The following is a 17,872-nucleotide window of genomic DNA, read 5'->3' as shown; positions in this document are numbered from 1 at the left end:
TCCCGGTAAAATTAATGGCAAGAAGAAAGTGTAAACATAATATTTAATTGAGAGGTAAAATAATATGAACGGTGGTTCCTTCATTTTTTTTACTTTGGATATCAATCTTTCCTCTCAGTATATCAACGAGGCTTTTGGTAATCGTCAATCCCAAGCCTGTCCCCTCAAATGCACGCCCATAGCCTACACTTTCCTGTTCAAAGGGTTTGTATAGGTTTTTCAAAAAATCCTCCCCCATTCCTATTCCGGAATCTTTGACCAAAAATTCAAGATTTTTCCCATTTCTTTTCAGCCTGACTTCAATAAGTCCTTTTTCAGAATATTTAATGGCATTGCCTACCGTGTTGTTGACAATCATTTCAAAATATCGCCTGTCTATTTGGTCAATAAACGGTTTGGATTCATATTTTGCTGTTAATAGAAGACCCTTTTTAATGGCAATGGACTTGAGAGGAAGAAGAATTGTGGAGAGAAAATCATTGACATTGGTCTCCTGCTTAACTACTTCCATTTTATTGGCCTCTATTTTTGACATGTCCAGAATACTGTTGATCGTATTCAATAACCTTTCTGAGCTTTCCATGATGATAGACAATTCATTGACCAATTGGCTATTGTTCTGGTTCCTATCAATGATGTTTTCAGTGCTTCCAAGAATCCCATTGAGTGGAGTACGAATTTCATGGCTCATGTTGGACAAAAAGTTGGTTTTTAGTCTATTTGCCTCTTCTGCTTTTTCTTTCGCTTCTTTCAAACCCCTTTCATAGGCCTTTTTAGCAGTGATATCTGTAAAAACGGTTAACAATACCGGCTTATCTTCGTATTTTATATCCAATTTAGTCATGTACAATTCTATTTCCTTTAGACCGGTATGAAAGGGCATCAACCATTCAAAGATCACTCCTTCACCATCATGCTCTTTTAACTCCGCCAAGGCTCTTGCTCTTTCCCTTTCATAATAACCTGGATCTGTGAACAAATCCGCTACGACACCTGTTTCCAATTTCTTCAAGGGAATGCCAGCCAATGTTGCCATTGCCGGATTGGCGGCAATTATTTTTCCTCCTACCAAAGAAAGGAGTAGCCCGTCCTTAGAACTTTTCCAAACATGCCTAAACTGTTCTTCTGCAGAGCGAATCTGCTTCACTTTTTGATCTATGGTACTTTTGAGAATTCCTTGATTTCTTAGTTGGTTAAGCAATGTGTTGAGTAGGAAACCTATAACCAGAAACCCAAAAAGGATCAAAAGGATGAACCAGTTTTGAAGGTAAAAGGGTTTAGCAATTGAAAAAGGGGCTGAATATACCGTTTCACTTTCAAATTGACCTCCTAGGGATGCTTTTAACTCAAGATGATACTCTCCCGGTGGGAGGTTATTGAAAAAAATTGACGTATTCCTAGGGCTTTCTATCAATTGCCATTCATCTTGAAGACCTACTAATCTATAATGGATTAATAGGTTTGCCTCTTCAAGGAAGCTGATGGCTCGGTATTTGATTTCTATATTATTGGTATTAAAAGGAATTTGACTCAATTTGGGGTTGATGGTATTGTCTTCATTGATAACTATAACTTCCTCAATGGCCACAAATGGAGGTTTAGGAAAATATTCATCCTCTTCAGGAATAAATATGGAAAGCCCGCTTTCTGTTCCGATCAAAACTTTACCCTGATCTCCCATTATCATTGCCCCTCTGTTCACTTCTGATCCACTTAATCCGCTTTTTTGATCAAATCTACGTAAAACTCCATCGTTGATCAGGTAGACTCCATTTTCGGAACCTGCCCAGATAACTCCTCTTTCGTCCTCTAAAATGGCATAAATTGGCCTGTCTATGACGTAGTCATTGATGGTAAAAAAATCCCATTTTCCATCCTTGTAGTATTTTAGTCCACCTTCTGTAGCGAGATAAATTACACCATCCTTCTCGAAATAATCATAACCTACAGTAATCACATATTCATTGGTAGATTTAAAGTAGTTCTTAGGAAGTTGGTTTCCTCCTTGCAGCAACATCAATCTGCCGTCACTTAGCTTGCCTATCTTTCTGATGAATATTTCCTTTTGGTCCACCCAATCAAGGATATTTTGGGTGATCTCTTGGTCAAAAACCTGAGCAAGACTTTGATTGATATCTCCTAAATAAATCTTATTGGAACTGACCACAAACAAAGAATCGCCCACTGCCTCCACAAAATTGACGAAAGCCTTTTCTGGATGGGGCTGAAAACGGATGGTTTTTTTATCAGGGTCAAGGAAACCCACTCCTGCCTGATTGGAGGAAAACCAGACTTTGCCGTTCCTGTCTTTAGAAAAATTGGTAATTCTATCAACGGGCTGACCTATGTAATTTGGATTTTGGACACCCACTTTAAATTCATCATTTTCCCAGAATTGAAGGCCGTTGTTAAACCCAAAAATAAAATACCCTGGTCTGATTTTTATCAGTGCGGTGACCTCATCATCAAGCAAGTCGCCTGTGGAATTATAATTTTGAAATCGCAAAGAAGAAATGTTGACCAAACCTCTCTGTGTACCTATCCAAATTACTCCCTGTAGCCCCACCAAAGCCGTGTAAATGCTGTAGGAGTTGGTGGCTTTGAATGCCGATATTTCATAAATATCATTGGTATTGGGATTGAATTTGTACAGTTGTGAATTGTAAAAAAAATATATCCTGCCATCTTGTACCTGCAAGCTATAATAATTGTTTCTGGTAAATATATTCTTGGAAAAATTTTCGAAGATGGTTTCATTTGCTTCTCCAAAAACCTTGCTTCTACTTAAAAAATTGTCCCCTAAATAATAAAAATAGCCCGATTCTTCGCAGTAGGCCACCTGAATTGCAGGTCCAGGCAAATCTTTAACGTAAAAGGGTTTCAAATTGCCCCCTTCCAAAACAAAGGTGCTTTTTTCAAAGAAAAAGTAATAATCCCCATCATAAAACAAGCAACTTCCCAAAGTCCCAGAAATATCCACGTTGTTGGGGATAATTTGCCAGGTTTTGGCAGCAAAATCTCCTAAAGCCAATTGATCCTGAGTAATTAAAACAAACTTTTTCTCTTCCCCTTTCCTCAGTACTTGAAGCGCTATATATGAAAGAAATTCGCCTCCGGGATTCAAAGAATCAGGGAATTCAAATTCATACCATTTCAAGTCAAAAAAATAAAATGCCTTGATGGTATCCTGGCTATTATATACCCAAATATACCCATCTTCATCTTTCATCAGGTTTAGTTGATCACTCAATTTGTTTTGGATACTGTCTGGAAGGGCATAGGTCTGAATCCCATCATAATAAAAAACACCCCTAGAGGTAGAAAACCAAATCCTTCCTTCATTGTCTTGTATAATCTTCCTTATGTTCTCGGAGGGCAGATCCAAACCTTTGATTTGTTCATTCAATTGAAAGTACTGGGCGATTGATGTCTGTGAACAAAACAGGCAGATCAAGCCAAATAAAATTTTTCGCATAAGCATTAAAACCCTGCTTCTAAATTATGAAAAATATATACCAATCAAATTAAATCGATAATGTTTGCCAATTCTTTTTGAGTAAGGGCTTATTGTTTTATTTTTGTGTCGAACTATAAAAATCGCAACATGAGTGTTTTAGTCAATAATAATTCCAAAGTAATCGTACAGGGGTTTACAGGGTCAGAAGGGTCCTTCCATGCCCAACAAATGATAGAGTATGGCACGAATGTCGTAGGGGGTGTGACTCCAGGCAAAGGCGGCTCCATTCATTTGGATAAGCCAGTTTTTAATACTGTTGCAGAGGCAGTTGCTAAAACAGGAGCTAACACCTCGATTATTTTTGTTCCGCCAGCATTTGCAGCTGATGCTATCATGGAAGCAGCTGATGCAGGTATCGAAGTGATCATTACCATTACTGAAGGAATTCCGGTTGCGGACATGATGAAGGCAAAACCATACATCAAGGAAAGAGGTGCCATTTTAATCGGTCCCAATTGTCCGGGTGTCATCACCCCAGGAGAAGCAAAGGTAGGTATCATGCCTGGTTTTGTGTTCAAAAAAGGAAGGGTGGGTATAGTTTCTAAATCCGGTACTTTAACCTATGAAGCTGCTGACCAAGTGGCCAAAGCTGGACTTGGTGTTTCTACTGCTATTGGAATAGGTGGAGATCCTATAATTGGTACTTCTACCAAAGACGCAGTTAAGCTTCTGATGGATGATCCAGAAACGGATGCCATTGTCATGATTGGAGAAATAGGTGGAAACTATGAAGCCGAAGCAGCAAAATGGATCAAAAACAACGGTAACCAAAAACCTGTCGTAGGCTTTATCGCTGGACAGACAGCACCTGCCGGAAGGAGAATGGGGCATGCAGGAGCTATAATAGGTGGGGCTGATGATACTGCCGAAGCTAAAATGAGAATCATGAGGGAAAATGGCATCACCGTCGTAGACTCACCTGCAGAAATAGGTGCCGTTATGGCCAAAGTACTGGGTGTGAAAGCCTAAAAGAAAGACCAATTTTAATTTTCTTGCCACACAATAGTGGAGATTAATATGAAAAAAAACCACTTCAGGTCTGTTCTTGAGGTGGTTTTTTTACTTAAACAATTCCGAACTCAGATATCGATCTCCTCTGTCACAGGTAATGCATACAAGATAACCTGTCTCCAACGTTTCGGCCAGTTTCAAGGCTGCAAAAAGGGCTCCTCCACTACTCATTCCTGCTAAAATCCCCTCCTCCTTAGCCAACCTTCTGGTCATTGAGGTCGCCTGTTCCGAACTGACATCTATGATTTTATCCACCCTGCTTGCATCATAAATTTTGGGCAAGAATTCGGGCGACCACCTTCTTATCCCTGGAATGTTGGATCCTTCGGTAGGCTGGGTTCCCACTATTTGAATGGCTTGGTTTTGTTCTTTGAGATAACGGGAAACCCCCATAATTGTACCTGTTGTCCCCATAGCCGAGATAAAATGGGTTACTTCCCCCTTGGAGTCTCTCCAAATTTCCGGTCCTGTTCCTTTATAATGGGCCAAGAAATTATCCTCATTGGCAAATTGATCTAGCATAAAATACCCCTGATGGGTGGCCATCTCTTCCGCTAAAGTTCTGGAAAATTCTATCGTTTTTTCTGCGGGGGTCAAGATGACTTCAGCCCCATAGGCTTTCATCGTGATCACACGCTCTTCAGTGGAATTGTCAGGCATGATCAATGTCATTTTTACATTCAGTAAGTTCGCTACCATGGCCAGTGCGATCCCTGTATTCCCACTGGTCGGCTCAACGAGTTTATCTCCTTGTTTGATGGCCCCACTTTTGATCGCATTATTGATCATGTTGAAGGCAGCCCTATCCTTAACACTCCCCCCAGGATTCTGACCTTCCAGTTTACAAAAAATCTTTACGTTGGGATTTAAAGGAATATTAACCAGCTCCACCATTGGGGTGTTTCCTATCAACTCAAAAAGTTTCATGAAGACTTGCTTTTTAAAACATACATGTCTGTGGTTTTGGCATTGTCATCATAAAAATTGGTCTGATAATAGATTTTGCTTCCTGCAGGTATGCTTCGGGTCAACCAAACATTTCCCCCAATGATGCTGCCTCTTCCTATTTTGGTCTCTCCTCCGAGAATGGTAGCACCAGCATAAATGACCACCTCATCCTCAATGGTTGGGTGTCTTTTTTTATCGGCATCTTCCTTGGCCACACTCAATGCTCCTAAAGTGACGCCTTGGTAAATTTTAACATTTTGACCAATTTGTGTGGTTTCTCCTATGACGATACCGGTTCCGTGGTCGATACAAAACTTTCTTCCAATTTGCGCATTAGGATGAATATCGATGCCCGTTCGACTATGTGCATACTCTGTAATCATTCTTGGAATCAGTGAAATGCCCAAATAATGAAGCAAATTTGCGATCCTGTAAGCCGCTATGGCATAGAAACCCGGATAACTTCTGATGATTTCGGTTTTTGATTTTGCGGCCGGATCCCCTTCATACATGGCATCGATATCCTCGTGAACCCAATCAAATACCCTTTCCAAACCTTGAAAAAAATCTGAGGTGATTTTAAGCCCATCTTTTTCATGAAGGTGCTTGTTTTTAACTAAAATTTGCTCTAATTGAAGTTGTAGTTGATCAAGTTTAGCCTCCACTTCATTAGGATGCTCCAACACTTTCGATGCGAATTCAGGAAAAAGTAAAGCCAAGAGCTCGTCAAAGAAATTTTGGATGACTTTTGGGGAAGGGCATTGAGGACAGGCTTGATGAGATCGATAGATTTTGTTAACAAAAGCATCCATAGGGTGGTGTTTTATAGAACAAAACCTACTCGGATGATTAATGGTTCAAAGTAAGGTGATCTTACATTGTCATGCAGGATATTGTACAATAAAGTGACATTGGCCCCCCCTCTCCTGCCAAAAGGGACAAAATAACCTCCCCCCAAAAAAAGACCTGGTACCCATTCCCTGACGAAAGCCGTTTCATTAGTGGCAGGATCTACTCGGGTGAATACTGTATTCAGGCTTTCATATTCCCCATGTAGGAAAATATTATTGAACACGTTGTACCTGGTAAAAACCCTACCTCCGTAAATGTTGTTGCTTTGGTTGAAAAAACGAAAATTGAGGTATTGGTAGGTTACGCCGAGACCCGTAGAAAACCTCGGGGTGACCATGAGGCCTGCAAGTGGGGAAATATCGATAAAAGTTACGTCTCCAAATTGTAAACTAAAATTTCCCCCAAAATACATCCTGTCGAGCAATGGTGCTTTTTGCTCAGGATCATATTCTATCTGGGCGTGGCATTTGCCCGAAATCAAACCAGATCCAAGCAGCAAAAAAGGGATAAGGATAAACTTTTGTTTAATCTTCGACAATAACATATAGGTCCTCCGTTTTCTTCTTCATCAAGTATCTTTCACGGGCAAACTTCTCCAAAAGTTCGTAATTACTCATCAATTCTTCTCTTTCTTCTTTGATCTTTTCTTTTTTATCCATGTAATAGTCCTTCTGCTTTTCCATGTCCTTCAATTTGGATTGCAGTTGGAATTGGCTTACAATGTCGTTGGAATCGATGAAAACCATCCACATAACAAACAATACAGTGAAAACGAAATAAAAGTTTTTGGTATACTTCAGGTACTTGGACATTTCTAAGGATTTAAATCAATTAAATTAAAGCTCATTTTACAATGAAACGACCATTTGGCCATTTTCTTTGAAAATTTAGACATAATTTCCTACTAAAAAAACCATCTTTTCATTTAACAAAAAAAAGCAGCCCGTTTAAAGGCTGCTTTTTTAAGATTTGATGGCTTAAAACTTTTTCCCTGGAAAATAAGCCGATTCGCCCAATTGTTCCTCAATTCTGAGCAATTGGTTGTATTTTGCCATCCTATCTGATCTGGAAGCTGATCCTGTTTTGATCTGTCCTGTATTCAAAGCGACAGCCAAATCAGCGATGGTGGAGTCTTCCGTCTCTCCAGACCTATGGGACATCACAGATTTGTATTTGTTTCTATGGCAGAGATCCACTGCATTGATCGTCTCAGTCAGCGACCCGATTTGGTTTACTTTTACCAGCAAAGCATTGGCGATGCCTTGGTCAATGCCTTTTTGCAATCTTTCTACATTGGTCACAAAAAGGTCATCTCCCACAATTTGGATCTTGTCTCCGACGGCATCCGTCAGCGCCTTCCAACCCTTCCAATCATCTTCTGCCATACCATCTTCGATGGAAATAATGGGGTATTTTTTGGCCCAATCTGCCCAATAATCCGCCATTTGAGTGGAAGTTAATTGGTCTCCGGTTGATTTTTTAAAAATATAAAGACCTTTTTCAGCATCATAGAATTCGGAAGAGGCTGGATCCAAGGCAATGAATACGTCTTCTCCAGGTTTGAAACCAGCCTTTTCTATGGCCTGAAGTGTCACTTCTATGGCTTCCACATTGTTTTTGAGGTCTGGTGCAAATCCACCTTCATCTCCTACATTGGTGGAAAGTCCTTTGGATTTCAGTACTGACTTAAGGTGATGAAAGATTTGAGCACCCATTCTCAGGGCTTCAGAAAAACTTGCCGCACCGGAAGGCATGACCATAAATTCTTGAAAATCAATCCCATTGTCCGCATGTGAACCGCCATTCAGAATATTCATCATTGGAACAGGAAGTGTATTGGCATTGACACCACCGATGTAACGGTATAGAGGCTGACCGGCCTCCATAGCTGCGGCTTTGGCCACGGCAAGGGAAACTCCTAAAATGGCATTAGCACCTAATTTGCTTTTGTTTTTGGTGCCGTCCATTTCTATCATGATCTGGTCAATCTGATTTTGTTCGAAGGTATCAAATCCTATCAATTCCGGTGCAATGACGTCATTGACATTGGCTACTGCTTTGAGGACGCCTTTACCCATGTATATGTTTTTGTCTTCATCCCGCAATTCCACTGCTTCGTGAATTCCAGTAGAGGCTCCACTAGGCACAGCAGCCCTACCAAAAGCGCCGTTTTCTGTAATCACATCCACTTCTACAGTGGGATTGCCCCTTGAGTCAAGGATTTGTCTGGCATGAATAGATTGAATCAATGTCATGATTTTAAAAGGTTTAATGGTTCTAATTGGTTATGAATAAGTGAAATAAAATCGTCGAAAAGGTATCTGGAATCATGAGGTCCCGGGGAAGATTCGGGATGGTACTGTACGGAAAATGCGGGTTTATTTTTTACTTTAATACCAGCCACTGTCCCGTCATTGAGGTGGATATGGGTAATTTCAATGTCAGGATTATTTTCAATGTCTTCTTTATTGACTACAAAACCATGGTTTTGAGAGGTAATCTCACTGGTTCCCTTCACCAGATTTTTGATGGGGTGGTTAAGTCCCCTGTGTCCGTGGTGCATTTTATAGGTGGAAATACCACAGGCCTCAGCAAGAATCTGATGCCCCAGACAGATCCCAAATACCGGTTTGCCTGATTCCAAGATGGCTTTTGTGGTATTGACGGCATACTCCATTACGGCAGGGTCACCTGGGCCATTGGAAAGAAAATAAGCATCAGGTTCCCAATCATCCATTTCTGCAAAATCTGATTTAGCGGGGAAGACCTTACAATACACATTTCTTGCTGCCAAACTCCTAAGGATATTGGTCTTGATCCCAAAATCCAAACAAGCAACTTTGATAGAGGCTGCTTCATTACCGTAAAAGTAAGCTTCTTTGGTAGAGACAGTGCTCGAAAGTTCTAAGCCCTCCATATCAGGAACCTTATCCAGTTCACGTTGCAGGCCTTCAAGATCCCCTTCATATTCAGAACTAATGATGGCATTCATGGCCCCTTTGGAGCGGATATGCCTAACTAACTTACGGGTATCGATATCTGCAATTCCCGTTATAGCATGTGCTACCAAGTAATCCTGCAAGGATTGTTTAGCGTCAAGCCTGCTATACACCTCAGAAAAGCTATTGACTACGAGTCCTGCAATTTTTGGAGAATCAGATTCAACTTCGTCATCAATCACACCGTAATTTCCAATATGTGCTGTGGTATTGATGATGATCTGTCCAGTGTATGAGGGATCAGTGTAGATTTCCTGATATCCGCTCATTCCAGTGTTGAAACAGATTTCACCGCCATTGGTACCAGACTTTCCGATCAGGTTGCCATGGAATACCATTCCATCGGCCAAGAGAAGGGTTGCTTTTTGTTTTTCCATCATGTTAATTAAGTGCTCAAATTTAAGGAATTTATCAGTAAGTGACAGGGATTTATGCAAAGGATATAAAAAAAGGGACTGAACGTTTGTTCAATCCCTTTTTTTACAATTGTTGGCTGCATGAATGACTATTCCGTTTTGTCCTCATCCTTTTTATCGTTGGCATCCGCTTCTGGAGCTTGCTCTTCGCTTTTCGCTTCCGGAGCATCCACTTCAGCTTTTGCTTCAGGAGCATCCTCCACTACCTCAGCCTCAGGTGCCTCAGTTTTCGCTTTCGCTGCAGGAGCTTTTTCCTCTTTGGCTGGAGTTTCTGAAGTAGCTGTAGTTGATTTGCCAGAACCGCCTCTTCTACTTCTTCTGGTAGTTTTCTTGGCTGGTTTGGTATCTTTCAGCATCAGTTCGTTAAAGTCCACCAGTTCGATGATACACATTTCGGCATTATCACCTAATCTGAATCCGGTTTTGATGATCCTGGTGTATCCACCTGGTCTGCTACCCACTTTCTCTACCACTTCTCCGAATAATATTTTAATGCCTTCTTTGTTTTGAAGGTATGAAAATGCAATTCTTCTATTGTGGGTAGTATCTTCTTTGGCCCTTGTCACCAAAGGCTCTACATATTTCCTCAATTCTTTGGCCTTGGCAAGCGTAGTTGAGATACGCTTGTGAAGAAACAAGGAATTCGCCATATTGGAAAGCATCGCTTTTCTGTGTGACGCCGTCCTACCAAGGTGGTTAAATTTTTTACCGTGTCTCATTTTAATTATTCTTCATCAAGTTTATACTTAGACAAATCCATGCCGAAGGTCAGGCCTTTTTCTTGGATTAACTGTTCCAATTCCGCAAGTGACTTTTTACCAAAATTCCTGAATTTCATCATATCAGATATTTCAAGCCTGGCTAAATCACCCAAAGATTTTACATCTGCAGCTTTAAGGCAATTGAAAGCCCTAACGGACAAATCAAGATCACTGAGAGGCGTTTTGAGAAGCTTTCTCATATGAAGGAATTCCTCATCAATCGGCTCCACCTCACTGGCTCCTGGAGTATCCAAAACCATGGTTTGGTCAGAAAACAACATGAAGTGTTGGATAAGGATTTTAGCCGCCTCTTGAAGTGCCTTTTCAGGATGGATAGATCCATCTGTACTGACCTCTAAGATCAACTTTTCAAAATCCGTCTTTTGCTCTACCCTTGTATTTTCAACGCTGTATTTCACATTCTTAATTGGGGTGAAAATTGCATCGATGGGTATTACTCCAAACACCTGATCTTTAGGTTTGGATTCCTCAGCAGGAAGATATCCCCTTCCTTTTTCAATGGTCAATTCTAACTCCAAACTTTTTGAGTCGTCCAAATGGCAAATGATCATTTCCGGGTTCAATATCTCAAATGAGGTCGTATGTTTGGCGATATCACCTGCAGTAAATACCTTTTTACCACTGATTTCTACCGTGATTTTACCGTCAATTGAATCATGAATTTTTCTGAATCTCACCTGCTTGAGGTTAAGAATGATGTCGGTGACATCTTCCACTACCCCTTCAATTGAAGAGAATTCGTGCACCACACTGGGTATTTTTACCGAAGTGATGGCATATCCTTCCAAGGAAGAAAGTAAAATTCTTCTTAATGCATTACCAATAGTGACCCCGTATCCTTTTTCAAGCGGTTTAAAAGTGAATAAGCCATGAAAATCGTCGGCTTTTTCCATTACCACTTTTTCGGGCATTTGAAATGCTAGTATGGACATATCAATAGTTCTTTTTTAGTAAGAGATAAAATTTTACTTAGAGTAAAGTTCAACAATAAGTTGTTCTTTGATGTTCTCAGGAATCTCATCCCTGGTAGGTATGTTAACAAACTTACCGGTAAGAGAACTGCTATCCCACTCTAACCAAGGATAGCGGTTATTGCCTTTACCTGCTAGGCTTTCTGTAACGATCAAAAGAGATTTGGAACGCTCCCTTACAGAAACCACATCGCCGGGCTTTAGTGTGTAAGAAGGAATGTTTACCACATCGCCGTTGACCAAGATGTGTTTGTGAGAAACCAGCTGTCTTGCGCCTCTTCTGGTTGGGGCAATGCCCAATCTGTAAATGGTGTTATCCAGTCTGGATTCAAGCAATTGAAGCAGGTTTTCACCCGTAATACCTTGTTTTCTGGAAGCAATGCCGAACATTTTGGCAAATTGTCTTTCCAAAACGCCATAGATATATTTGGCTTTTTGTTTTTCAGCCAACTGTATTGCGTATTCAGACTGTTTCTTTCTTCTTCCTCTGCCATGTTGGCCTGGAGGATAGTTTTTCTTTTGTAGCACTTTGCTATGACCTTCGATAGGTTCACCGAATTTTCTAGCAATTTTAGCTTTAGGACCTGTATATCTTGCCATTGTATTTCTACTTTAAAGTTAAACTCTTCTACGTTTGGGAGGACGACATCCGTTATGCGGAAGTGGTGTTACATCAATAATCGTAGTAACATCAAGGCCTACACCTTGTAGGGTTCTGATAGCAGATTCTCTACCTGCACCTGGGCCTTTTACATAGACCTCAATTTTTCTAAGTCCTAAGTCATAGGCTACTTGTCCGCAGTTTTGTGCAGCCATCTGAGCGGCATAAGGTGTGTTCTTTTTGGAACCCCTGAAGCCCATCTTTCCGGCAGATGCCCAAGAGATTACCTGACCGGAATTATTGGTAATAGAGATGATGATGTTGTTAAAGGAAGCTTTGATATGCACTTGGCCTACCGTTTCTACTTTAACAACTCTTTTTTTACCTTTAGCTTTTTCGTTTCTTTTCTGAGCCATAATCTAAATCAAGATTTATTTAGTTGCCTTTTTCTTGTTTGCAACGGTCTTTCTCTTACCTTTTCTAGTTCTAGCGTTGTTTTTGGTTTTTTGTCCACGAACAGGAAGCCCTTTTCTGTGTCTCAATCCCCTGTAACAACCTATATCCATCAATCTCTTGATGTTCAATTGGATCTCTGACTTCAAAACACCTTCTGTCTTGAATTCCTCAGCAATTAGATTCCTGATAGCGGTCGATTCATCATCGTCCCACTCACCTGCTTTTTTATCATAAGAGATACCTGCCTTTGTCAAAATGGCTCTGGCCGAACTTCTTCCTATTCCGAAGATATAGGTCAAGCCGATCTCTCCTCTTTTATTGTCTGGGATGTCAACACCTGCGATTCTTGCCATAATATTAACCTTGTCTTTGTTTAAACTTAGGATTTTTCTTGTTGATGACGTAAAGCTTTCCTTTTCTACGAATCACTTTACATTCAGCACTCCTCTTTTTGATAGATGCCTTAACTTTCATGATCTTTTTTATTTATACCGGTATACAATTCTACCCTTGGAAAGGTCATAGGGAGATAGCTCCAATTTGACCCGGTCACCTGGAAGAATTTTAATGTAATTCATTCTCATTTTACCCGAAATATGCGCAATCAATTGATGGCCATTTTCAAGTTCCACTTTAAACATTGCATTGGATAATGCTTCTATAATTGTACCATCTTGCTCAATAGATGCTTGTTTGGCCATATTTAGAATTTAAAATTTTCTTCTATGTACTGGTGTGTGGTGATGATTTCAGTTTTGTCCTCAAATACCACCACGGTATGTTCATAATGTGCCGAAGGTTTCCGATCTGCTGTCCGAATGGTCCAGCCATCCCTTTCCTGCACAATGTTTCTAGTACCCAAATTGACCATTGGCTCTATAGCCAACACCATACCATCCTTCAACAGGGGACCGCTACCTTTTTTCCCATAATTGGGTACTTCAGGCGCTTCATGCAGGTGCCGGCCAAGACCGTGACCTACCAATTCCCTCACCACCGTGTACCCTTTGGATTCCACAAATTTTTGAATGGCATTGCCAACATCTCCAATCCGGTTGCCAAAAACAGCTTTTTCAATACCTAGATATAAGGATTCCTTGGTTGCTTTGAGCAGGGATAAAACTTCAGGGGAAACTTCACCAACAGGGTAAGTATAAGCGCAATCGCTATGAAAACCTTGGTGAAAGACTCCACAATCTACTGAGATTATATCGCCATCTTTCAAAACATAATCACTTGGAAATCCATGAACCACCACCTCATTTACAGAAATGCAGAGGGAAGCTGGAAATCCATTGTATCCTTTAAAAGAAGGTACACCCTGATGATCCCGGATGTATTCTTCTGCTATCTTGTCCAAAAAGGAGGTCTTTACCCCCACTTTAACATTTTTGGCAACTTCCCCATGGGCTTTGCCTAGTATTTCGGCACTGTCTTTTATCAACTGGACTTCCTCAGAAGTCTTGTAATGTATCATTTTTATGCCACGGCGTAATTAGAGGGATTATTCCTCATGTTACCACTCTTCATCATGCCTTCGTAATGCCTCATCAACAAATAGCTTTCAATTTGTCTCAACGTATCCATGATCACCCCTACCATAATAAGGAGGGAGGTACCACCATAGAATTGGGCAAACTGAGCTCCTACTCCTGCTACTATGGCAAAGGCAGGCAAGATTGCCACTACGGAAAGAAGAATTGATCCCGGTAATGTGATCCTTGAAATGATGTTGTCAATAAAATCAGAGGTAGGTGCACCAGGTTTGATACCAGGTATAAATCCTCCGTTTCTTTTCATGTCTTCAGCAATCTGTTCTGGATTGACCGTGATGGCTGTGTAGAAGAACGTGAATAGAATGATCATGATAGCAAACACCAAGTTGTATTGCCAAGAAGTGAAATCAGAGAATGTGGTACCAATATAGTTGGCAATATCACTCTCAGAAGACCAAATTTGTGCGATCAAAGCAGGCAAGAACATCAGAGACTGAGCAAAGATAATCGGCATTACCCCAGAGGCATTCACCTTGATCGGAATATACTGTCTTTGTCCTCCATAGACTTTTCCGCCCACTACCTGTTTGGCATACTGAACCGGAATCCTTCTGGTGGCTTCTGTTAAAGCCACTGTACCCAGTACAACAAAGAACAGAACAGCTCCCTCAATCAGCAGCAACAACAATCCAGAAGTGCCTTTTGATATGGTTTCCGCTATAATTGCTCCGGGAAGGGCTGATATAATGCCTATCATAATCAGCATAGAAATACCATTACCGATACCCTTTTCTGTGATTTTCTCACCTAACCACATACAGAACATGGTTCCTGCGGATAGCAATACCAATGAACTGAACATGAAGAGCGGCTTGCTGACCATAATGGCTTCATTCGGTATGGTGGCAGAAAGATAGCCAACTCCTTGAGCCAAAGTGATCAGAATCGTAAGCACTCTTGTGATCTGATTGATTCTTTTTCTTCCGGATTCTCCTTCTTTCTGGAGTTTCTGGAAATAAGGTACTCCAACAGTCAATAGCTGCAACACGATGGAAGCAGATATGTAGGGCATGATCCCCAAACCAAAGATAGAGGCATTGCTAAATGCCCCTCCTAGGAAAGTATCGATCAGTCCGAATATACCTTCTGCAGAGTCAGACAATTTACTGGGATCTACGCCTGGCAATACGATGAAAGAACCAAGTCTGAACACCACTAGAAAACCTAGGGTATTGAGGATCCTGATCCTTAAATCTTCAATAGAAAAGATATTCTTAACTGTTGAGATAAACTTTTTCATTCTTTAAATCTTGTTAACAGTACCGCCTACTTTTTCGATAGCTTCTGCTGCGGCAGCTGAGAATTGGTGAGCACTTACATTCAATTTCGCTGTAAGTTCGCCTCTTCCTAGGATTTTTACAACATCTTTTTTACCAGCCAACCCATTTTCCACCAAAACATCAAATGTGATGGTATCAATACTGAGTTTTTCGGATAAAGCCTGTAGCGTATTCAGGTTGATAGGTTTGTTTTCAATCCTATTAAAGCTTTTAAACCCAAATTTAGGGATTCTTCTTTGAAGTGGCATCTGACCACCTTCAAATCCAAGCTTGGATTTATAACCAGATCTTGACTTAGCTCCTTTATGCCCTCTTGTAGACGTTCCACCCCTTCCAGAACCTTGTCCGCGACCGATTCTTTTACGGGTTTTTACAGAACCTTCATTAGGTTTTAATGTATGTAATTTCATGATTAGATTTCCTCCACTTTTACAAGGTGATTGACTTTTCTTACCATACCGACCATAGCAGGGGTATTTTCAATCTCCACAGACCTATTGATTTTACCAAGACCGAGTGCAATGATGGTAGCTTTTTGGTCTTTGGGTCTTTTGATGGTACTCTTGGTTTGCGTTACTCTTAGCTTAGCCATCTGTTTATCCGTTAAAAACTTTTGACATTTTCACACTTCGTTGCTGAGAAACCGCAATTGCATCCCTAAGTTGGACCAAAGCGTCAATGGTCGCCTTCACCACATTGTGTGGGTTGGAAGATCCCTTAGACTTGGCCAATACGTCAGTTACACCTGCACTTTCCAATACAGCTCTCATGGCTCCACCTGCAATCACACCGGTACCGGGTGCTGCTGGCTTAATCAATACGAAACCACCACCAAATTTTCCGATTTGCTCGTGAGGGATGGTACCTTTCAATACCGGAACCCTTACCAGGCTTTTCTTCGCATCTTCAATGCCTTTGGTGATTGCGTCAGTTACCTCATTAGCCTTACCTAGACCATAGCCCACTACTCCATTACCATCACCGACTACCACGATAGCAGAGAAAGAGAATCTTCTACCTCCTTTTACTACTTTGGCAACCCGATTGATCGCTACAACTTTTTCTTTGAGTTCTGTATCTGTTGCCCTAATGGGTTTTCTTTTAACTTGGGACATAATAATCTATTAAAATTTAAGGCCACCTTCCCTTGCACCTTCGGCAAGAGCTTTTACATTACCGTGATATAAGTAACCGCTTCTGTCAAACACCACTTCGGTGACACCATTTGCAGTCGCTCTTTCAGCCAATTTTTTTCCTACTTCCTTGGAAACAGACATGTTGGCGTTCATTGCCGCACCCAGTTCTTTGGAAGAAGCTTGGGCCAGTGTATGACCTTTAAGGTCATCCACCAATTGTGCGTATATACCAGTATTGCTTTTAAATACTGCCAATCGAGGTCTTGAATCTGTACCAGAAATCTTCCTTCTGATGCTTTTCTTGATTCTAAGTCTTCTTGAATTCTTATCAAAAGCCATCTCTAATTATTTTTTAGCAGCAGTTTTACCCGCTTTTCTTCTAACCAATTCACCTTTAAACCTTACACCTTTACCTTTGTAAGGCTCGACTTTTCTGAAGGATTTGATTTTGGCGGCAATTTGCCCAACCAATTCCTTGTCTACACCTTCTAATGTAACGGTAGGATTCTTACCTTTTGGGGTTTCTGTTGCCACACTTACTTCACTCGGTAGAGAAAAGAAAATGTTGTGGGAATACCCCAAAGCAAGTTCCAAAACCTGACCTTGGTTAGTGGCTTTGTAACCTACACCTACTAGCTCCAATTCCTTTTTGTACCCTTCACTTACGCCGATTACCATGTTGTTGACAAGGGATCGATACAAACCATGAAGTGACTTGTGTCTTTTGGACTCGGTAGGTCTTTTGAATACAATTTCGTTGTTTTCCACCTTGACGGCGATGTCGGGATTGATTTCCCTGACCAACGTACCTTTGGGACCTTTAACAGTGACAGTATTGTGTTCTGACACGTCTACAGTAACACCCGCCGGTATATTTATTGGTTTTTTACCTATTCTAGACATAACGGTTTTTTAATAAACGAAACAAAGTACTTCTCCACCAATGCCCTCATTTTTTGCTTCCTTGTCGGTCATTACACCTTTGGAAGTGGACAGGATGGCGATGCCTAAGCCGTTGATCACACGGGGCATGTCCTCGTGCTTAACATATTTTCTCAAACCTGGCTTGCTAATCCTTGAAAGATTCACTATTGCATTTTGCTTGGTGGCAGGATTGTACTTCAAAGCTATTTTGATGGTTCCCTGAGGACCCTCATCTTCAAATTTATAGTTCTGAATGTACCCCTTGTCATGAAGCACCTTAGTGATTTCCTTCTTAATATTAGAAGCAGGTATCTCAACGATACGGTGAGAAGCCTTGATGGCGTTTCTCAACCTGGTCAGATAATCAGCTATTGGATCAGTCATATTTATATTAGTCTAACTACATGCCCCCATTCGGGCGTG

Annotated in this window: 23 protein-coding genes; 1 reads left to right on the top strand and 22 read right to left on the bottom strand. The window is 40.9% G+C overall.

What is annotated here, in order from left to right:
* Positions 1-43: 43 nt before the first annotated feature.
* Positions 44-3,475, bottom strand: coding sequence for an ATP-binding protein (locus H1A14_RS12125; RefSeq protein WP_194776515.1), 3,432 nt, complete (start codon positions 3,473-3,475; stop codon positions 44-46).
* 129 nt (positions 3,476-3,604) lie between these two features.
* Here H1A14_RS12125 and sucD point away from each other — a divergent pair, with 129 nt between their 5' ends.
* Positions 3,605-4,486 carry a succinate--CoA ligase subunit alpha gene (gene sucD / locus H1A14_RS12120; RefSeq protein ID WP_194776514.1) on the top strand — a complete coding sequence of 294 codons (882 nt, stop codon included), beginning with the start codon at positions 3,605-3,607 and terminating at the stop codon, positions 4,484-4,486.
* 90 nt (positions 4,487-4,576) lie between these two features.
* Here the strand turns inward: sucD and cysM are convergent, their stop codons facing one another.
* The 21 genes from cysM to rpsH form a co-directional block, all read right to left on the bottom strand.
* Positions 4,577-5,455: a cysteine synthase CysM gene (cysM, locus tag H1A14_RS12115; RefSeq protein ID WP_194776513.1), complete on the bottom strand. Its 879-nt coding sequence runs from the start codon at positions 5,453-5,455 to the stop codon at positions 4,577-4,579.
* The gene (locus tag H1A14_RS12110; protein WP_194776512.1) at positions 5,452-6,288 is read right to left on the bottom strand and encodes a serine O-acetyltransferase; all 837 of its coding nucleotides are present in this window, start codon (positions 6,286-6,288) and stop codon (positions 5,452-5,454) included. The genes cysM and H1A14_RS12110 overlap by 4 nt, the downstream gene beginning before the upstream one ends.
* An 11-nt stretch (positions 6,289-6,299) precedes the next feature.
* Positions 6,300-6,872 (bottom strand): hypothetical protein, encoded by a 573-nt coding sequence (locus H1A14_RS12105; RefSeq protein WP_194776511.1) that lies wholly within the window; start codon positions 6,870-6,872, stop codon positions 6,300-6,302.
* Positions 6,853-7,140 carry a septum formation initiator family protein gene (locus H1A14_RS12100; protein WP_194776510.1) on the bottom strand — a complete coding sequence of 96 codons (288 nt, stop codon included), beginning with the start codon at positions 7,138-7,140 and terminating at the stop codon, positions 6,853-6,855. Before H1A14_RS12100 ends, H1A14_RS12105 begins: the two co-directional genes overlap by 20 nt.
* Before the next feature lie 165 nt (positions 7,141-7,305).
* Positions 7,306-8,583, bottom strand: coding sequence for a phosphopyruvate hydratase (eno, locus tag H1A14_RS12095; protein WP_194776509.1), 1,278 nt, complete (start codon positions 8,581-8,583; stop codon positions 7,306-7,308).
* Entirely contained in the window at positions 8,580-9,704 is a 1,125-nt protein-coding gene (gene carA / locus H1A14_RS12090) for a glutamine-hydrolyzing carbamoyl-phosphate synthase small subunit (protein WP_194776592.1), read from the bottom strand. The genes eno and carA overlap by 4 nt, the downstream gene beginning before the upstream one ends.
* Positions 9,705-9,832: 128 nt before the next feature.
* Positions 9,833-10,462 carry a 50S ribosomal protein L17 gene (gene rplQ, locus H1A14_RS12085; protein ID WP_194776508.1) on the bottom strand — a complete coding sequence of 210 codons (630 nt, stop codon included), beginning with the start codon at positions 10,460-10,462 and terminating at the stop codon, positions 9,833-9,835.
* A gap of 5 nt (positions 10,463-10,467) precedes the next feature.
* Positions 10,468-11,457, bottom strand: a complete 990-nt coding sequence (locus H1A14_RS12080) for a DNA-directed RNA polymerase subunit alpha (protein ID WP_194776507.1) — start codon at positions 11,455-11,457, stop codon at positions 10,468-10,470.
* 33 nt (positions 11,458-11,490) lie between these two features.
* Positions 11,491-12,096, bottom strand: a complete 606-nt coding sequence (gene rpsD / locus H1A14_RS12075) for a 30S ribosomal protein S4 (RefSeq protein ID WP_194776506.1) — start codon at positions 12,094-12,096, stop codon at positions 11,491-11,493.
* An 18-nt stretch (positions 12,097-12,114) separates the two neighbouring features.
* Positions 12,115-12,513: a 30S ribosomal protein S11 gene (gene rpsK / locus H1A14_RS12070; RefSeq protein ID WP_194776505.1), complete on the bottom strand. Its 399-nt coding sequence runs from the start codon at positions 12,511-12,513 to the stop codon at positions 12,115-12,117.
* A 15-nt stretch (positions 12,514-12,528) separates the two neighbouring features.
* Positions 12,529-12,906, bottom strand: coding sequence for a 30S ribosomal protein S13 (rpsM, locus tag H1A14_RS12065; protein WP_194776504.1), 378 nt, complete (start codon positions 12,904-12,906; stop codon positions 12,529-12,531).
* 4 nt (positions 12,907-12,910) lie between these two features.
* Positions 12,911-13,027, bottom strand: coding sequence for a 50S ribosomal protein L36 (rpmJ, locus tag H1A14_RS12060; RefSeq protein ID WP_189586007.1), 117 nt, complete (start codon positions 13,025-13,027; stop codon positions 12,911-12,913).
* An 8-nt stretch (positions 13,028-13,035) separates the two neighbouring features.
* Positions 13,036-13,254 (bottom strand): translation initiation factor IF-1, encoded by a 219-nt coding sequence (gene infA / locus H1A14_RS12055; protein ID WP_194776503.1) that lies wholly within the window; start codon positions 13,252-13,254, stop codon positions 13,036-13,038.
* A 2-nt stretch (positions 13,255-13,256) separates the two neighbouring features.
* A complete protein-coding gene (gene map, locus H1A14_RS12050; RefSeq protein WP_194776502.1) occupies positions 13,257-14,030 on the bottom strand; it encodes a type I methionyl aminopeptidase in 774 nt (257 codons plus the stop codon).
* Positions 14,031-14,032: 2 nt separating this feature from the next.
* On the bottom strand, positions 14,033-15,349 hold the full coding sequence (gene secY, locus H1A14_RS12045; protein ID WP_194776501.1) for a preprotein translocase subunit SecY: 1,317 nt from the start codon (positions 15,347-15,349) through the stop codon (positions 14,033-14,035).
* 3 nt (positions 15,350-15,352) lie between these two features.
* Positions 15,353-15,799 carry a 50S ribosomal protein L15 gene (gene rplO / locus H1A14_RS12040; protein ID WP_194776500.1) on the bottom strand — a complete coding sequence of 149 codons (447 nt, stop codon included), beginning with the start codon at positions 15,797-15,799 and terminating at the stop codon, positions 15,353-15,355.
* 2 nt (positions 15,800-15,801) lie between these two features.
* Positions 15,802-15,981: a 50S ribosomal protein L30 gene (gene rpmD / locus H1A14_RS12035; RefSeq protein ID WP_194776499.1), complete on the bottom strand. Its 180-nt coding sequence runs from the start codon at positions 15,979-15,981 to the stop codon at positions 15,802-15,804.
* 4 nt (positions 15,982-15,985) lie between these two features.
* Positions 15,986-16,504 (bottom strand): 30S ribosomal protein S5, encoded by a 519-nt coding sequence (gene rpsE, locus H1A14_RS12030; protein WP_194776498.1) that lies wholly within the window; start codon positions 16,502-16,504, stop codon positions 15,986-15,988.
* A 9-nt stretch (positions 16,505-16,513) separates the two neighbouring features.
* Positions 16,514-16,864: a 50S ribosomal protein L18 gene (gene rplR / locus H1A14_RS12025; protein ID WP_194776497.1), complete on the bottom strand. Its 351-nt coding sequence runs from the start codon at positions 16,862-16,864 to the stop codon at positions 16,514-16,516.
* A 6-nt stretch (positions 16,865-16,870) separates the two neighbouring features.
* On the bottom strand, positions 16,871-17,428 hold the full coding sequence (rplF, locus tag H1A14_RS12020) for a 50S ribosomal protein L6 (protein ID WP_194776496.1): 558 nt from the start codon (positions 17,426-17,428) through the stop codon (positions 16,871-16,873).
* A gap of 9 nt (positions 17,429-17,437) precedes the next feature.
* A complete protein-coding gene (rpsH, locus tag H1A14_RS12015) occupies positions 17,438-17,833 on the bottom strand; it encodes a 30S ribosomal protein S8 (RefSeq protein ID WP_194776495.1) in 396 nt (131 codons plus the stop codon).
* Between the last annotated feature and the right edge of the window lie 39 nt (positions 17,834-17,872).

Origin of the sequence: Pararhodonellum marinum, from assembly GCF_015354735.1 — a bacterium.
GTDB classification, from domain to species: domain Bacteria; phylum Bacteroidota; class Bacteroidia; order Cytophagales; family Cyclobacteriaceae; genus Pararhodonellum; species Pararhodonellum marinum.
The sequence above is the reverse complement of the archived record's forward strand: the minus strand, read 5'-3'. Positions and strand labels throughout refer to the sequence as shown.

What these genes read in the sequence shown, in the direction of transcription:
- rplR (WP_194776497.1), bottom strand. Translation starts at nt 16,864, where the DNA reads ATGGCTTTTGATAAGAATTCAAGAAGACTTAGAATCAAGAAAAGCATC.
- sucD (WP_194776514.1), top strand. Translation starts at nt 3,605, where the DNA reads ATGAGTGTTTTAGTCAATAATAATTCCAAAGTAATCGTACAGGGGTTT.
- eno (WP_194776509.1), bottom strand. Translation starts at nt 8,583, where the DNA reads ATGACATTGATTCAATCTATTCATGCCAGACAAATCCTTGACTCAAGG.
- rpsD (WP_194776506.1), bottom strand. Translation starts at nt 12,096, where the DNA reads ATGGCAAGATATACAGGTCCTAAAGCTAAAATTGCTAGAAAATTCGGT.
- rplO (WP_194776500.1), bottom strand. Translation starts at nt 15,799, where the DNA reads ATGAAATTACATACATTAAAACCTAATGAAGGTTCTGTAAAAACCCGT.
- H1A14_RS12100 (WP_194776510.1), bottom strand. Translation starts at nt 7,140, where the DNA reads ATGTCCAAGTACCTGAAGTATACCAAAAACTTTTATTTCGTTTTCACT.
- carA (WP_194776592.1), bottom strand. Translation starts at nt 9,704, where the DNA reads ATGGAAAAACAAAAAGCAACCCTTCTCTTGGCCGATGGAATGGTATTC.
- secY (WP_194776501.1), bottom strand. Translation starts at nt 15,349, where the DNA reads ATGAAAAAGTTTATCTCAACAGTTAAGAATATCTTTTCTATTGAAGAT.
- rpsH (WP_194776495.1), bottom strand. Translation starts at nt 17,833, where the DNA reads ATGACTGATCCAATAGCTGATTATCTGACCAGGTTGAGAAACGCCATC.
- cysM (WP_194776513.1), bottom strand. Translation starts at nt 5,455, where the DNA reads ATGAAACTTTTTGAGTTGATAGGAAACACCCCAATGGTGGAGCTGGTT.
- H1A14_RS12125 (WP_194776515.1), bottom strand. Translation starts at nt 3,475, where the DNA reads ATGCGAAAAATTTTATTTGGCTTGATCTGCCTGTTTTGTTCACAGACA.
- H1A14_RS12110 (WP_194776512.1), bottom strand. Translation starts at nt 6,288, where the DNA reads ATGGATGCTTTTGTTAACAAAATCTATCGATCTCATCAAGCCTGTCCT.
- rpsK (WP_194776505.1), bottom strand. Translation starts at nt 12,513, where the DNA reads ATGGCTCAGAAAAGAAACGAAAAAGCTAAAGGTAAAAAAAGAGTTGTT.
- H1A14_RS12105 (WP_194776511.1), bottom strand. Translation starts at nt 6,872, where the DNA reads ATGTTATTGTCGAAGATTAAACAAAAGTTTATCCTTATCCCTTTTTTG.
- rplF (WP_194776496.1), bottom strand. Translation starts at nt 17,428, where the DNA reads ATGTCTAGAATAGGTAAAAAACCAATAAATATACCGGCGGGTGTTACT.
- rpmD (WP_194776499.1), bottom strand. Translation starts at nt 15,981, where the DNA reads ATGGCTAAGCTAAGAGTAACGCAAACCAAGAGTACCATCAAAAGACCC.
- H1A14_RS12080 (WP_194776507.1), bottom strand. Translation starts at nt 11,457, where the DNA reads ATGTCCATACTAGCATTTCAAATGCCCGAAAAAGTGGTAATGGAAAAA.
- rpsE (WP_194776498.1), bottom strand. Translation starts at nt 16,504, where the DNA reads ATGTCCCAAGTTAAAAGAAAACCCATTAGGGCAACAGATACAGAACTC.
- rplQ (WP_194776508.1), bottom strand. Translation starts at nt 10,462, where the DNA reads ATGAGACACGGTAAAAAATTTAACCACCTTGGTAGGACGGCGTCACAC.
- rpmJ (WP_189586007.1), bottom strand. Translation starts at nt 13,027, where the DNA reads ATGAAAGTTAAGGCATCTATCAAAAAGAGGAGTGCTGAATGTAAAGTG.
- infA (WP_194776503.1), bottom strand. Translation starts at nt 13,254, where the DNA reads ATGGCCAAACAAGCATCTATTGAGCAAGATGGTACAATTATAGAAGCA.
- rpsM (WP_194776504.1), bottom strand. Translation starts at nt 12,906, where the DNA reads ATGGCAAGAATCGCAGGTGTTGACATCCCAGACAATAAAAGAGGAGAG.
- map (WP_194776502.1), bottom strand. Translation starts at nt 14,030, where the DNA reads ATGATACATTACAAGACTTCTGAGGAAGTCCAGTTGATAAAAGACAGT.